Source organism: Sphaerotilus sp., assembly GCF_031429695.1.
Lineage (GTDB): Bacteria > Pseudomonadota > Gammaproteobacteria > Burkholderiales > Burkholderiaceae_C > Sphaerotilus.
In genome coordinates this window covers 34495-49368 of sequence record NZ_JANPAB010000008.1, presented here as the reverse complement: position 1 = coordinate 49368, position 14874 = coordinate 34495, and the positions used below count along the sequence as shown (strand labels likewise).

Sequence of the window (14874 nt, the reverse complement as noted above, 5' to 3'; positions counted from 1 at the left end):
GCAACAAGAGGACGATTCCCCATTTATGAATCTGAGCAAATCCGCACGCTGGCTGATCGCCTTCCTATTGAGCGCCACGCCGCTGCTGTCCCAGGCGGCCGAGATCGACGGCGCCACGCTCTCGGCGTGGTGGAGCGTGCCGTTCGCCGGCATCCTGCTGTCGATCGCGCTATGTCCGCTGCTGCTGCCGTCGGTCTGGCACCACCACTACGGCAAGATCGCCGCAGGCTGGGCGCTGGCCTTCCTGCTGCCGTTCGCGGCGTTGCATGGCGCGGTGCCTGCCGCTCAGGCGTTCGTGCATGCGCTGGCGGCGGAGTACCTGCCGTTCATCGTGCTGCTGACGGCGCTCTACACGGTGGCCGGTGGCATTTACATTCGCGGCAACTTCCACGGCAGCCCAGGCTTCAACACCGTGCTGATGCTGATCGGCGCGGTGCTGGCGAGTTTCATGGGCACGACCGGTGCGTCGATGCTGATGGTCGGCCGCTGATCCGCGCCAACGACAACCGCAGGCACGCCGCGCACGTGCTGGTGTTCTTCATCTTCATCGTCAGCAACGCGGGTGGCTCACTCACGCCGCTGGGTGATCCGCCGCTGTTCCTCGGCTTCCTGAAGGGCGTGGAGTTCTTCTGGACTGTCGGGCACATCTTCCCCGAGACGCTGTTCCTGACGGGGGCACTGCTGGCGATCTTCTTTGCGATCGATACCTGGTATTACCGCCGCGAGGGCGTCACCCGCGCTGATCCGACGCCGGATGACGACACCTTCGGCATCGAGGGTGGCGTCAACGGCTTGCTGCTGCTGGCCATCGTCGGGCTGGTGCTGATGAGCGGCACGTGGAAGCCCGGGACCGCGTTCGACCTGTTCGGCACCCCGGTCGGGCTGGAGCAGTGGGTGCGCGACGGCGCGCTGGTGGTCGTGACCCTGTTGTCGCTAAAACTGACCTCGGCCGATGCCCGCGAGAAGAACCAGTTCAACTGGGCGCCGATGCAGGAGGTCGCCAAGCTCTTCGCCGGCATTTTCCTGACCATCACGCCGGTGCTGGCCATGCTCAAGGCGGGCATGGGTGGCGCCTTCGCGCCCGTCGTGGCGCTGGTGACTGGGCTGGACGGGCAGCCGGTTCCGGCGATGTACTTCTGGGCATCTGGTCTGCTGTCCTCGTTCCTGGACAACGCCCCGACCTACCTCGTGTTCTTCAACCTCGCTGGCGGTGACCCGCAGGTGCTGATGACGACGCTGGCTCCCGTGCTGGCAGCCATCTCGGCCGGTTCGGTGTTCATGGGCGCCAACAGCTACATTGGCAACGCACCGAACCTGATGGTCAAGGCCATCGCCGAAGACCGTGGCGTACGGATGCCGAGCTTCTTCGGCTACATGGCCTGGAGCATCGGCATACTGGTTCCGCTGTTCGTGGTGATGACCTTCCTCTGGTTTTGCTGACTCCGCCGCCCATTGCTGAAAGCTTTTCGACATGACCCGACCCACCGTTCTCGTCACGCGCCGCCTGTTCCCGTCCGTCGTGGCGCGTCTGGCCGCCCAGTTCGACGTCGAGACCAACGACGCTGACACGCTGTGGACCCGCGATGAGCTGATCGCCCGGCTGCAAGGCAAGCAGGGTGTGTTCGTCACCACTGGCGAGCCGATCGATGCCACGCTGGTCACCGCATGCCCGGACCTGAAAGCCGTGTGCTCGATGGCGGTGGGTTACAACAACATCGATGTGGCCGCCTGCCGCGCGCGTGGCATCACCGTGACCAACGCGCCGGACGTACTGACTGAAACAACCGCCGACTTCGGTTTCGCGCTGATGATGGCGGCCGCCCGGCGCATCACCGAGAGCGAGCATTTCCTGCGCCGCGGCGAGTGGACCAAGTGGGCACCGGATTTCTTTGTCGGTTCGGACATCCACGGTGCAACGCTCGGCATCCTCGGCATGGGCCGCATCGGGCAGGCGATCGCGCGGCGCGGTGCGCTCGGTTTCGGCATGAACGTGATCTACCACAACCGGTCCCGGCTGGCGCCCGAGGCCGAAGCGCCGATCGGCGCCCGCTGGGTAAGCCAGGCGGAGTTGCTGGCCGAGGCCGACCACCTGATCATCGTCGTGCCGTATGGCCCGGCGTCGCACCACCTGATCGGCGCGGCTGAACTGGCCCGCATGAAACCCACCGCCACGCTGACCAATATCGCCCGCGGTGGGGTGGTTGACGATGCGGCGCTGGCGATGGCGCTGCGGTCGAACCGGTTGGCTGCTGCCGCGCTGGATGTGTTCGAGGGTGAACCGGCGGTTCACCCCGCGCTGCTGGCGGTGCCCAATGTCGTGCTGACCCCGCACATCGCCAGCGCCAGCCTGCCAACACGGCTGGCCATGGCCGATCTGGCCGCGGACAACCTGATCGCGCTGCTCACAGGCGGCGTGGCCCGCACCCCTGTGCCCGGATGAAAACCTGAACACCTGAAAGGAAGGCGCTGACATGACCAACGCTGCATTCGATACCACCTACCTCGCTGGCGGCTGCTTCTGGGGCATGGAAGAGCTGCTGCGCCGCATTCCCGGTGTCATCGACACGGAGGTCGGCTACACCGGCGGCTGGCTGGACAACCCTTGCTACGACGACACGCATGACTCGAAGTCCGGCCACGCCGAGGCGGTGAAGATCGTGTTCGATCCGGCGGTGCTGCCGTTCGAGGAACTGCTTGTGCACCACTTTTTCCACATGCACGACCCCACGACCCCGGACCGCCAGGGCAATGACCGTGGCACCCAATACCGCTCGGCGATCTTCCACGTCGATGACGCGCAGCGGGTGGCGGCGAACGCGGCGGTCGAACGTGTCAACCAGTCGGGGTTCTGGCCGCGGCCGATCGTGACGCAGATCACCCCGTTCAGCCGCTGGTGGCCAGGGGAGGGCTACCACCAGGACTATCTGGTCAAGCAGCCCCACGGCTACACCTGCCACTATTACCGGCGCTGACCAGCGCCCGGCTCAGTTGCTCAGCAGCTTGTTGACCAGCTCCGGCGTGGTCGCTGCCTCGTACTTGCGCATCAGCCGCGCCCGGTAGACATCGACCGTGCGCGGGCTGATCCCCAGGCGCCGCCCGATCAGCTTGCTCGTCAGGCCTTCGACCAGCAGGGCGGCAATCTCGCGCTCCCGCGGCGTCAGCTCGGCCTTGATCTGGCGCTTGGCCGAGAGATCGTCGAAGGACCAGATGCCCGCGGCGTGCGGGTCTGCCGGGTCCAGCGCACGGCCGGAGACATGGCACCAGAACAGCGCCTCCCGACCGGCGGGCGCGCTCAGGCGCTTCATGACGCGGTCGTCCGCATAACGCCCGGTCACGTCCAGGCTGGCGGCGATCCGGGCACCTGTGCGCTCGAATTCCGCGTGGCTGGGATACAGCACCTCGAAACTCAGCCCGATGAGCTGCTCGCGATTGGCGCCGAACATCCCCAGCACGTGCTGGTTGCAGTCCACCATCAGGCGGTGGCGCGACAGGATCAGCCCCATCGGGGCGAGATCGAACGCAATGCGGTAGTCGAGATCAAGGGCAACCATTACTCAATTCTACGTACCCCCTACGTAAAGCATTACGTATTACAGTGCGTCGTCGGAAATTTGCGGAGACTCTGCATATGAACAAGGTTTACCCGAGCGCCGCAGCCGCGCTCGAAGGCATCGTCCGTGACGGTCAACTGATCGCGGTGGGCGGGTTTGGTCTGTGCGGCATTCCCGAGGCGCTGATCGACGCGCTGGCGGCCAGCGGCGTCCAGAACCTGACCGCTATCTCCAACAACGCCGGCGTCGACGGGTTCGGCCTGGGCAAGCTGCTGAACACGCGCCAGATCAAGAAGATGATCTCCAGCTACGTGGGTGAAAACAAGGAGTTCGAACGCCAGTACCTGGCCGGTGAACTCGCCCTCGAATTCACGCCCCAGGGCACGCTGGCCGAGAAGCTGCGCGCCGGTGGTGCCGGCATCCCCGCGTTTTTCACCAAGACCGGTGTGGGCACGCTGGTGGCCGAGGGCAAGGAGTTGCGCGACTTCGACGGCGAGACCTACGTGATGGAGCGGGCGCTGATGCCGGAGATCTCGCTGGTCAAGGCGGATGTGGCCGACATGTCCGGCAACCTGCGCTTCAACAAGACTGCGCGCAATTTCAATCCGGCGGTGGCGATGGCCGGCAAGATCTGCATCGTCGAAGTCGAGCGCATCGTGCCAACCGGCGAGATCGCACCGGACGATGTCCACCTGCCGGGCATCTACGTGCACCGCATCGTGCTCAACGCGACCCCCGAAAAGCGCATCGAGAAGCGCACCACGCGTGACCGCGCCTAAGCCTCAAAGCACTCCAGGAGATCCACACCATGGCATGGACCCAAGACCAGATGGCCGCCCGCGCAGCCCAGGAGCTGCAGGACGGCTTCTACGTCAACCTCGGCATCGGCATTCCCACGCTCGTCGCCAACCACGTTCCCAGTGATGTCGAGGTCTGGCTGCAGAGCGAAAACGGGATGCTCGGCATCGGCCCCTTCCCCTACGACGACGAGGTTGATCCTGATCTGATCAACGCCGGCAAGCAGACTGTCACCACGATGAAGGGTTCGTCGATCTTCGGCAGCCACGACAGCTTCGCCATGATCCGTGGCGGCAAGATCAACCTGTCCATCCTCGGTGCCATGCAGGTGACCGACAAGGGCGATCTGGCCAACTGGATGATCCCCGGCAAGATGGTCAAGGGCATGGGCGGCGCGATGGACCTCGTGGCTGGCGTCAAGCGCGTGATCGTGCTGATGGAGCACGTTGCGAAGAAGAAGGACGGTTCGACCGACCTGAAGATCCTGCCTGCCTGCACCCTGCCGTTGACGGGCGTGGGCGTGGTGGACCGGATCATCACGGATCTGGGGGTGTTCGACGTGACACCTGAAGGGCTCAAGGTCGTGGAGATGGCAGCTGACGTGACACTGGAGGAAATTGCCTCCAAGACAGGCGTGCCGCTGGTCTGACGCACCGCCGCCGTGGCGGCGACTCCGGCTAGCCCTACACTTCGCGGTTTTCTTTTCGTCCACAGGTTCCGGAGTCGCCCGCATGCAGCGTTTCAACTTTCCCATCGTCATCATCGATGAGGACTACCGTTCGGAGAACACCTCCGGTCTGGGCATCCGCGCACTGGCGCAGGCGATCGAGAAGGAAGGGTTCCAGGTCCTCGGCGCCACCAGCTACGGTGACCTGAGCCAGTTCGCGCAGCAGCAGAGCCGGGCCAGCGCCTTCATCCTGTCGATCGACGACGAGGAGTTCACGCCCGGTCCCGAGCTGGACCCGGCGGTGCTGAACCTGCGCAAGTTCATCGAGGAGATCCGGTTCCGCAACACGGACATCCCGATCTACATCTACGGCGAAACGCGCACCTCGCAGCACATCCCGAACAGCATCCTGCGCGAACTGCACGGCTTCATCCATATGTTCGAGGACACGCCCGAGTTCGTGGCACGTCACATCATCCGGGAAGCCAAGAGCTACCTCGACGGACTGGCTCCGCCGTTCTTCAAGGAGCTGATGGACTACGCGCAGGACGGCTCGTACTCGTGGCACTGCCCGGGCCACTCGGGCGGCGTCGCGTTCCTGAAAAGCCCGGTCGGCCAGATGTTCCACCAGTTCTTCGGCGAGAACATGCTGCGTGCGGACGTGTGCAACGCAGTGGAAGAACTCGGTCAGCTGCTCGACCACACCGGCCCGGTGGCCGCGAGCGAGAAGAACGCCGCACGCATCTTTAACGCCGACCACTGCTTCTTCGTCACCAACGGCACGTCCACGTCCAACAAGATGGTGTGGCACCACACGGTGGCGCCGGACGACATCGTGGTGGTGGACCGCAACTGCCACAAGTCCATCCTGCACGCGATCATCATGACCGGCGCGATCCCCGTGTTCATGACGCCGACGCGCAACCACTACGGCATCATCGGTCCGATCCCGCAGAGCGAGTTCACCCGCGAGGCCATCGAGGCCAAGATCGCGCGCAATCCGCTGCTGGCCGGCATCGATGCCAAGACGGTCAAGCCGCGCATCATGACGCTCACACAGAGCACCTATGACGGCGTGCTCTACAACACCGAAGTCATCAAGGGCATGCTCGACGGCTGGATCGACACGCTGCACTTCGACGAGGCCTGGCTGCCGCACGCCGCGTTCCACAAGTTCTACGGTTCTTACCACGCGATGGGCAAGAACCGTCCGCGCCCGAAGCACGCGATGGTCTACGCCACGCAGTCCACCCACAAGCTGCTGGCCGGTCTGAGTCAGGCGTCACAGGTGCTGGTGCAGGATGCCCAGAACCAGAAACTTGACCGGCACCTCTTCAACGAGGCCTACCTGATGCACAGCTCCACCAGCCCGCAGTACGCGATCATTGCCTCGTGCGACGTCGCCGCGGCCATGATGGAGCCTCCGGGCGGCACGGCGCTGGTCGAGGAGAGCATCAAGGAAGCGCTCGATTTCCGCCGCGCCATGCGCAAGGTCGAGGACGAGTTCGGTCTGGACTGGTGGTTCAAGGTCTGGGGACCGGAGGCGCTGGCCGCCGACGGCATGGGCCATTCGGACGGCTGGATCCTGGAGGCCAACGAGACGTGGCACGGCTTCGGCGATCTGGCGCCGGGCTTCAACATGCTCGACCCGATTAAGTCCACCATCATCACGCCCGGGCTGAACATGTCCGGCTCCTTCGACAAGACGGGCATCCCGGCGTCGATCGTCACCAAGTTCCTGGCCGAACACGGCGTGGTGGTGGAAAAGACGGGGCTCTACTCCTTCTTCATCCTGTTCACCATCGGCATCACCAAGGGCCGCTGGAACACGCTGCTGACCGCGCTGCAGCAGTTCAAGGACGACTACGACCGCAACCAGCCAATCTGGCGCATCCTGCCCGAGTTCGCGGCCAAGTACCCGATGTACGAACGCATGGGCCTGCGCGACCTCTGCCAGCAGATCCACGAGGCCTACGCCGAGGGCGACATTGCCCGGCTGACGACCGAGATGTACCTGTCGGACCTGCATCCGGCGATGAAGCCGAGCGAGGCGTACTCCTACATCGCGCACCGCAAGACCGAGCGCGTGGAGATCGACCAGCTCGAAGGCCGCATCACCACCTCGTTGCTGACACCGTACCCGCCGGGCATTCCGCTGCTGATTCCCGGTGAGCGCTTCAACAAGAAGATCTGCGACTACCTGCGCTTCACGCGCAAGTTCAACGACCGCTTCCCCGGCTTCCACACCGACGTGCACGGACTGGTGGAAGAAGAGATTGGGGGCGGTCTTCACCGCTACTACGTCGACTGCGTGAAGCAGTGACCTGAGCGCTGCGGCACATGGCATTAGGGGTTGTCTTCGCCCTGATGGCGGGGCTCGTCTGGGGGCTGGTGTTCGTCGCGCCACTGCTGCTGCCGGAGTATTCGGCCGCGCTGCTGACCTGCGGGCGCTATCTGGCCTTCGGCCTGGTGGCGCTGCCGCTGGGCTGGTTCGACCGGGCGCGCCTGCGCCACTTCGCCGTGGCCGACTGGCTGGAGGCGCTCAAGCTCTCTGCCATCGGCAACATCCTGTATTACCTGTGTCTGGCTGCAGCGATACAGCGCGCGGGCGGGCCGCTGCCGACGATGGTCATTGGCACGCTGCCGGTGGTGATCGCGGTCAGCTCGAATCTGCGCGACGCGCGGCGCGACGGGCGCCTGCCGTGGCTGAAGCTGCTGCCGTCGCTCGGGCTGATCGCCACCGGCATTGCTTGCGTGAACCAGGTGGAACTGCAGCAACTGCGTTCGCAGGCGGATTTCAACGCCGCGCGCTATGCCAGCGGAGCCCTGCTGGCGGTCGGTGCCGTGGTGTGCTGGACGTGGTACCCGATGCGCAACGCGGACTGGCTGCGCGCACACGCCGACCGCAGCCCGCGCACCTGGGCCACCGCGCAAGGGCTGATGACGCTGCCGCTGGCGGTGGTCGGCTATGGCGCGCTCTGGCTATGGAGCGCGTTCGATGGTGACCCCGGGCAGTTGATGCCGTTCGGGCCGACACCGCAGCGCTACCTGCTGCTGATGCTGGCCGTCGGGCTATTGGCGTCCTGGCTCGGCACACTTTGCTGGAATGAAGCCAGCCAGCGCCTGCCGACGGCACTGGTAGGGCAACTGATCGTGTTCGAGACGCTCTCGGCGTTGACCTACGCGCTGCTGCTGCGCGGTGCCTGGCCGGACGGCATGACGCTGGCCGGCATCGGTCTTCTGGTGGCCGGGGTGGTGTGGGCACTGCGCATTCGCCCGGAATCCTTGCCTCTGCCAATCCCCTGAATGCGTGTCCGATCCCTGACGCCAACGTCAGCGGGATTCCGACACCGGTTTTGCCGGTTCTCCAATGGGCACGATACCGCTGCGTCCCTAGAGTTGCTCCATCGATCCTCTCCGGGTCGCTGGAGAACCCCATGAACGCTCAGCAGCACGTCAGCCATCCCTTCGCCCTGATGATCAACGCACAGGACGTCCTGGAGGCCATGGAATGCTCCGAGCGGCTGCAGCACCTGCAGCGCAGGATCTGCCGCCCGCTGGACAAGCCGCTGATCCCGCACGCGCTCAGTGATCTGGAGCTGTACGACCGCAGCGTCGACGCCGGCATGGTCGAGGACGACAGCACGGACCTGCCGGACCTGCCGGACCTGGCGCCGGTCGTCGAATGAGTCGCTGAGCGCCGCCGTCGCCGCATCGTCGCCAGCGCGCAGGTGCCTGCGGGAATTCCTCAGGCTGGGTTCCAGCGCGGTTACATGGCAAGATGGTTTGCATGTTGAAAATCATGCAAAACCGCTCGGACTGGTGGCGCGGTGCCGTCATTTACCAGATCTACCCCCGCAGTTTTCAAGACAGCAACGCAGACGGTGTCGGCGACCTGCCTGGCATCACTGGCCGACTGGACTACGTCGCCGCGCTCGGCGTGGACGCCATCTGGATTTCGCCGTTCTTCAAGAGTCCGATGAAGGACTTCGGCTACGACGTTTCGGATTACCGCGACGTCGATCCGCTGTTCGGCACGCTGGCGGATTTCGACGCGCTGCTGGCCCGTGCGCACCAGCTCGGTCTGCGCGTGATGATCGACCAGGTTCTCTCGCACACCTCCGACCAGCACGCCTGGTTCCAGGAGAGCCGCCTCAGTCGCGACAACCCGAAACAGGACTGGTACGTCTGGGCCGATGCAAAACCGGACGGCACGCCGCCGAACAACTGGCTCAGCGTCTTCGGTGGCTCGGCCTGGCAGTGGGACACCCGCCGCCGGCAGTACTACCTGCACAGCTTCCTTACCTCGCAGCCGGACCTGAACTTCCACAACCCGCAGGTGCAGGACGCCATGCTGGGCGAGGTGCGCTTCTGGTGCGAGAAGGGCGTGGACGGCTTCCGCTTCGATGCCTGCAACCACCAGGTGCATGACGCCTTGCTGCGCGACAACCCGGCGGCCGATGGCGGCGACGTGAGCACCGTGCGCGCCGACAACCCGTATGCGATGCAGCGCCATCTCTTTGACAAGAGCCAGCCCGAGAACCTCGTGTTCCTGGAACGCCTGCGCGGCGTGCTCGATGCGTTTGGCGCGGCCAGCATCGGCGAGGTGGGTGACGAACACTCCCCACCGATCATGGCCGACTACACCGAGGCCGGAAAACGCCTGCACATGGCCTACAGCTTCAGCCTGCTGACCAGCCGCTGCACGCCCGCCCATCTGCGCGCAGAAGTCTCGGCGCTGGAGCGGGAAATCGCCCGCACTGGCGGTTGGGGCTGCTGGGCGCTGTCCAACCACGACGTACCTCGCATCGCCACGCGCTGGTCCTCCGACGGACGGGCCGACCCACGGCAGGCCCGCATGCTGTTGTCGATGCTGCTGAGCCTGCGCGGCAGTGTCTGCCTGTACCAGGGCGAGGAGCTGGGCCTGCCGGAAGCGGACGTGCCCTTCGAGCGTCTGCAGGATCCCTATGGCATGGCGTTCTGGCCCGAGTTCAAGGGCCGGGATGGCTGCCGCACGCCGATGCCGTGGGTCGCAGCGGATGCGCAGGGTGGGTTTTCACCGGTCGAGCCGTGGCTGCCGGTGTCTGCTGCGCAACGGGCGCTGGCGGTCGATGTGCAGGAAGCCGATGCAGATTCGGTGCTGCACGCCACCCGTGCGCTGCTGGCCTGGCGCCGGGTGTCGGCGATGGTCCATTCCGGTGACTTGCATTTCCTCGGCACCGAGCGCGATGACGTGCTGGTGTTCGAGCGCGCACTCGGGGTCGAGCGCATGCTGTTCGCATTCAATTTCAGCGACACCGAGGTGTCGCTGGCACTGCCGCCAGGCTGGCAGTCTGCAACGATCGATTCCGCAGCTCCGTTGAGCGGTGCGCGCCTGGACATGGCCGCCGCCCGACTGATTCTTTCCCCTTTCGGCGCGCTGTGTTCACAGTCGTTGCCCACCCAGCACTGAGCGAGACCTGAACCATGGCGAACAAGACTCCTGCAGCAAAGCCCCCCGCCCGCAAGGCACCCGCCAAGAGCGTGACACCCGACGTCGGCCGCGTCGACGCCGACACGCTGGCTGCGCTGATGCGCGCCGACCATGGCGATCCGTTTGCCGTGCTCGGCATGCACCACACTGGCACGGCGCTGGTGGCGCGGGCGCTGTTGCCGATGGCGGAGCGGGTCGAGCTGCTCGACACGCTGGACCGCTGCCTGTGCGAGCTGACGCGGCAGGATGGCAGCGACCTGTTCACCGGAGCCATCCCGCGGCGGCGCAATGCGTTTGCGTACCGATTGCGCGTGCAATGGCGTGCCCATGACGGCCAGCCAGCGCATACCACCGAGCTGGAAGACCCGTACCGCTTCCCCGCTCTGATCACCGAAACCGACATCTATCTGCTCGCCGAAGGCACACACCACCGGCCCTACGAGTGGCTGGGTGCGCACCTGAACACTGTCGATGGAGTAGCTGGCACACGCTTCGCCGTCTGGGCGCCGAGTGCGCGCCGCGTGTCGGTGGTCGGCAACTTCAACCAGTGGGACGGCCGCCGCCACATGATGCGGCTGCGCCACGAATGCGGCGTGTGGGAAGTGTTCGTGCCGCAGGTGGGCGAGGGCGATCTCTACAAGTTCGAGATCCTGGGCGCGGACGGGGCCGTGCAGTCCAAGGCCGACCCCTTCGCCTTCCGCGCCGAGATCCGGCCGCAGACCGCATCGGTCGTCCAGCGCCTGCTGCCCGGCGTGGCCATCAGCGAGCAGCGCCAGCGTGCCAACGCACTGGACGCCCCGATCTCCATCTACGAAGTTCACCTCGGCTCCTGGAAGCGCAACGGCGAAGGCGAGTGGCTGACTTACCGTGAACTCGCCGAGCAACTGGTGCCCTATGTGCGTGACATGGGCTTCACGCACATCGAGCTGCTGCCGATCCACGAGCACCCGTTCGACGGATCGTGGGGCTACCAGCCGACGGGCCTGTACGCGCCCACCTCGCGCTTCGGCACTCCGTGGGACTTCCGCGCCTTTGTCGATGCGGCGCACGAGGCTGGTCTCGGCGTCATTCTCGACTGGGTACCGGCGCATTTCCCGACCGACGCCTTCGGTCTGGCGAACTTCGACGGCACGCACCTGTACGAGCATGCCGATCCGCGCGAAGGTTTCCACCAGGACTGGAACACGCTGATCTACAACTTTGGCCGGGCCGAGGTGCGCAACTACCTTGTCGGCAATGCGCTCTACTGGATCGAGCGCTACGGCATCGACGGGCTGCGCGTGGACGCCGTGGCCTCCATGCTCTACCGCGACTACAGCCGCAAGCACGGCGAGTGGATTCCCAACAAGGACGGTGGCCGCGAGAACCTGGAAGCGATCGAGTTCCTGCGCCGCGTCAACCACATCGTCGGCACGCAGCGCCCCGAGGCGATGACCGTGGCCGAAGAGTCGACCGCGTTCCCGATGGTGACCCGCCCGCCGTCGCCCGACCTGCAATCCGGCGGTCTCGGCTTCCACTTCAAGTGGAACATGGGCTGGATGAATGACACGCTGAGCTACTTCGCGTGTGACCCGCTGTACCGCAAGTACCACCACGACCAGATCCGCTTCTCGCTGATGTACGCGTTCAGCGAGAACTTCCTGCTGCCGCTCTCGCACGACGAGGTGGTGCATGGCAAGGGCTCGCTGCTGCAGAAGATGCCGGGGGACGCGTGGCAGAAGTTTGCCAACCTGCGCGCCTATTACGGCTTCATGTGGGGGCATCCGGGCAAGAAACTGTTGTTCATGGGCTGCGAGTTCGGCCAGAACACCGAGTGGAACGCCGAGGCCAGCCTGCCGTGGCACCTGCTGGACCAGCCGCTGCACGCCGGTGTGCAACGCCTGGTGCGTGACCTGAATGCCGTGCAGCGCCACTACCCGGCGCTGTACCAGCGCGATGTCAGCGAGGACGGTTTCGCGTGGATCAACCATTCGGATGCCGAACATTCGGTGCTGGTGTTCGAGCGCCGTGCGGCCAATGGCCAGCGGGTGGTGGTCATCAGCAGCCTGACGCCCGTGGTGCACCGTGGCTGGCGCATCGGGGTACCGACTGCAGGCGTCTGGCGCGAACTGATCAATACCGATCTGACCGTGTATGGCGGCTCCGGTGTTGGCAACGGCCTGATGCGCAGCGAGCCGGTGGCGTGGCACGGACAGGAGCAATCCATCACCGTCACGCTGCCGCCGCTGGCCACGCTGATGCTGGTGTGCGATTGATGATGGAGCGCGGCTCGGCCTGGCCCCTGGGGGCCGCAGTGGTCCCGCACGGGGTGAACATCGCCGTGTGGGCGCCGGATGCGACACGGCTGGAGGTCTGCGTCTTCGGTGCGGACGGTGCGCAGGAACTGGTGCGGCACGACCTGCCCGTCTGCACCGACGGGGTCTGGCACGGTTGCCTCGGCGGCGCAGCGGCGGGTCTGGTGTATGGCCTGCGCGCCCACGGCCCTTGGGATCTCGCGCAAGGGCACCGGTTCAACCCGGCCAAGGTGCTGCTGGATCCGTGGGCACACGCCGTGGTCGGGCGTTACGGCGGCACACCCGATGCCGATCTCAGTCTGTACCTGGGCCACAGCGAAGCCGATCCGACACAGCCCGACATCCGCGACAACGCCGGCGTGGCGCTCAAGGCCCGTGTGCTGCCACCAGCGCCTGCGGTGGACGACGCCGAACGCCCACGCCGCAGCGCCGACCGCACCGTGCTGTGCGAGCTGCATGTCCGCTCGACAACGATGCTGCACCCGGATATTCCTGCTGCGCTGCGCGGCAGCTATGCGGCACTGACACATCCCGCGATGCTCGATCACTGGCAGAGCCTGGGCGTGACGAGCCTGAGCCTGCTGCCCGTGCACGCGCGCGCGGACGAAGCCCGTCTGCAGCAGCAGGGCCTGAGCAACCACTGGGGCTATTCGAGCATCGCCTTCCTGGCACCGGAGCCGCGCTACTGGAGCGGCACGCCCGGCACCAGCCCGGAGTCCGAATGCCGCGAGATGGTGCGCGCTGCCCATGCAGCGGGGCTGGAGGTGGTGCTCGATATCGTGTTCAACCACACGGGGGAGACCGACGAACACGGCCCGACGCTGTCGATGCGCGGGCTGGCCAATGCCCGCTACTACCACCTGGAGGCCGAGCAGCGCGACCGCTACGTGAACTGGACCGGCTGCGGCAATTGCCTGAATCTGGCCGAGCCGCGGGTGGTGGAGCTGGTGCTCGGCTCGCTGCGGCATTGGGTGCAGGCGTACGGCGTGGACGGCTTCCGCTTCGACCTGGCGCCGGTGCTGGCCCGCGGGCGCGACGGACAGTTCAGCGCAGCGTCCGGCTTCTTCGCGGCGTTGCAATCCGACCCGGTGCTGTCACGGATCAAGTTGATCGCAGAGCCTTGGGACATCGGCCCTGGTGGTTACCAGCTCGGCGCCTTTCCGCCCGGCTGGTCCGAGTGGAACGACCAGTACCGCGACACCATCCGTGCCTGGTGGCTGCGTGGCGCGGGGGACCGCGGCGTGTTCGCCCACCGCTTCGCAGGCTCCAGCGCCCAGTTCCACCACGACCGCCGTCAACCCACCGCCAGCGTCAACTTCATCACTGCCCACGACGGCTTCACGCTGCGCGACCTCGTCACCTACGACCACAAGCACAACCACGCCAACGGCGAGCACAACCGCGACGGCCACCACCACAACAGCAGCTGGAACTGCGGCGTGGAGGGCGAGGCCAGCGCCGCTGCCGTGCTGGCCTTGCGTGCGCGGTTACAGCGGGCGCTGCTGGCCACCTTGCTGCTGTCGCAGGGCACGCCGATGCTGCTGGCGGGCGACGAGATCGGCCACAGCCAGCAGGGCAACAACAACGCGTACTGCCAGGACAACGCGCTGTCGTGGCTCGACTGGGCTGGCCTGGACACGGACCTGCTCGCCACCACCCGGCGCCTGACCACGCTGCGCAGCGAACTGCCCGCCCTGCGGATCGGCCAGTGGCTCGCGGGTCAACCGGATGCATTCGGCCGCACCGACGTGGTCTGGTGGCACCCGGACGGCCACCGCCTGCACGACGCCGATTGGCGCTCCACCTCCGACCGCGCACTGCTGGTGCAACTGCACGCGGACACCGGTGCGCAGGTGCTGCTCGTGTTCAATCCCGAGACGGACGACCGGCGTTGCCAGCTTCCGGCCAGTGCCGACTGGCGGGTGGTGTTCGACAGTGCCCGTACGCGGGCCGAGCCTGACCCGCGCGGCCTTGCACACGGCGCGGCCACGGTGGTCTGCTCGGCGCGGAGCGTGCTGGTGCTGGTGCGCCACGCGGGCGCGCAGTAGCCTGGATTCCCTGCAAACGTTCAACGACCCCAAGCCCCACAAG

Annotated in this window: 11 protein-coding genes and 1 pseudogene; 11 read left to right on the top strand and 1 reads right to left on the bottom strand. The window is 66.0% G+C overall.

All coding sequences use genetic code 11. The features are described 5' to 3' along the window. The first annotated feature begins 25 nt into the window (after positions 1-25). From RMP06_RS01180 to msrA, 3 genes and pseudogenes are all read left to right on the top strand, one after another. Positions 26-1440, top strand: a pseudogene (locus tag RMP06_RS01180) (sodium:proton antiporter). 31 nt (positions 1441-1471) lie between these two features. Further along, on the top strand, positions 1472-2440 hold the full coding sequence (locus RMP06_RS01175) for a 2-hydroxyacid dehydrogenase (protein ID WP_310459945.1): 969 nt from the start codon (positions 1472-1474) through the stop codon (positions 2438-2440). 31 nt (positions 2441-2471) lie between these two features. Continuing rightward, positions 2472-2972 carry a peptide-methionine (S)-S-oxide reductase MsrA gene (msrA, locus tag RMP06_RS01170; RefSeq protein ID WP_310459944.1) on the top strand — a complete coding sequence of 167 codons (501 nt, stop codon included), beginning with the start codon at positions 2472-2474 and terminating at the stop codon, positions 2970-2972. 12 nt (positions 2973-2984) lie between these two features. Here msrA and RMP06_RS01165 read toward each other — a convergent pair whose 3' ends face one another. Beyond that, positions 2985-3551, bottom strand: a complete 567-nt coding sequence (locus RMP06_RS01165) for a LuxR C-terminal-related transcriptional regulator (RefSeq protein WP_310459943.1) — start codon at positions 3549-3551, stop codon at positions 2985-2987. A gap of 77 nt (positions 3552-3628) precedes the next feature. Between RMP06_RS01165 and RMP06_RS01160 the strand changes: the two genes are divergently transcribed. The 8 genes from RMP06_RS01160 to glgX all read left to right on the top strand — a co-directional run bounded on the left by RMP06_RS01160 (position 3629) and on the right by glgX (position 14831). After that, a complete protein-coding gene (locus RMP06_RS01160; protein WP_310459942.1) occupies positions 3629-4330 on the top strand; it encodes a CoA transferase subunit A in 702 nt (233 codons plus the stop codon). 29 nt (positions 4331-4359) lie between these two features. Then, positions 4360-4998 carry a 3-oxoacid CoA-transferase subunit B gene (locus RMP06_RS01155; RefSeq protein ID WP_310459941.1) on the top strand — a complete coding sequence of 213 codons (639 nt, stop codon included), beginning with the start codon at positions 4360-4362 and terminating at the stop codon, positions 4996-4998. A gap of 82 nt (positions 4999-5080) precedes the next feature. Beyond that, positions 5081-7339, top strand: coding sequence for an arginine/lysine/ornithine decarboxylase (locus RMP06_RS01150; protein WP_310459940.1), 2259 nt, complete (start codon positions 5081-5083; stop codon positions 7337-7339). A gap of 17 nt (positions 7340-7356) precedes the next feature. Beyond that, a complete protein-coding gene (locus RMP06_RS01145; RefSeq protein WP_310459939.1) occupies positions 7357-8322 on the top strand; it encodes a DMT family transporter in 966 nt (321 codons plus the stop codon). Between the two features lie 131 nt (positions 8323-8453). Next, positions 8454-8705 (top strand): hypothetical protein, encoded by a 252-nt coding sequence (locus RMP06_RS01140; RefSeq protein ID WP_310459938.1) that lies wholly within the window; start codon positions 8454-8456, stop codon positions 8703-8705. A 113-nt stretch (positions 8706-8818) separates the two neighbouring features. Continuing rightward, on the top strand, positions 8819-10468 hold the full coding sequence (locus RMP06_RS01135; protein ID WP_310459937.1) for an alpha-glucosidase family protein: 1650 nt from the start codon (positions 8819-8821) through the stop codon (positions 10466-10468). Between the two features lie 14 nt (positions 10469-10482). Continuing rightward, positions 10483-12744, top strand: a complete 2262-nt coding sequence (gene glgB / locus RMP06_RS01130; protein WP_409050070.1) for a 1,4-alpha-glucan branching protein GlgB — start codon at positions 10483-10485, stop codon at positions 12742-12744. Then, on the top strand, positions 12744-14831 hold the full coding sequence (glgX, locus tag RMP06_RS01125; RefSeq protein ID WP_310459979.1) for a glycogen debranching protein GlgX: 2088 nt from the start codon (positions 12744-12746) through the stop codon (positions 14829-14831). The genes glgB and glgX overlap by 1 nt, the downstream gene beginning before the upstream one ends. The last annotated feature ends 43 nt before the right edge of the window (positions 14832-14874 follow it).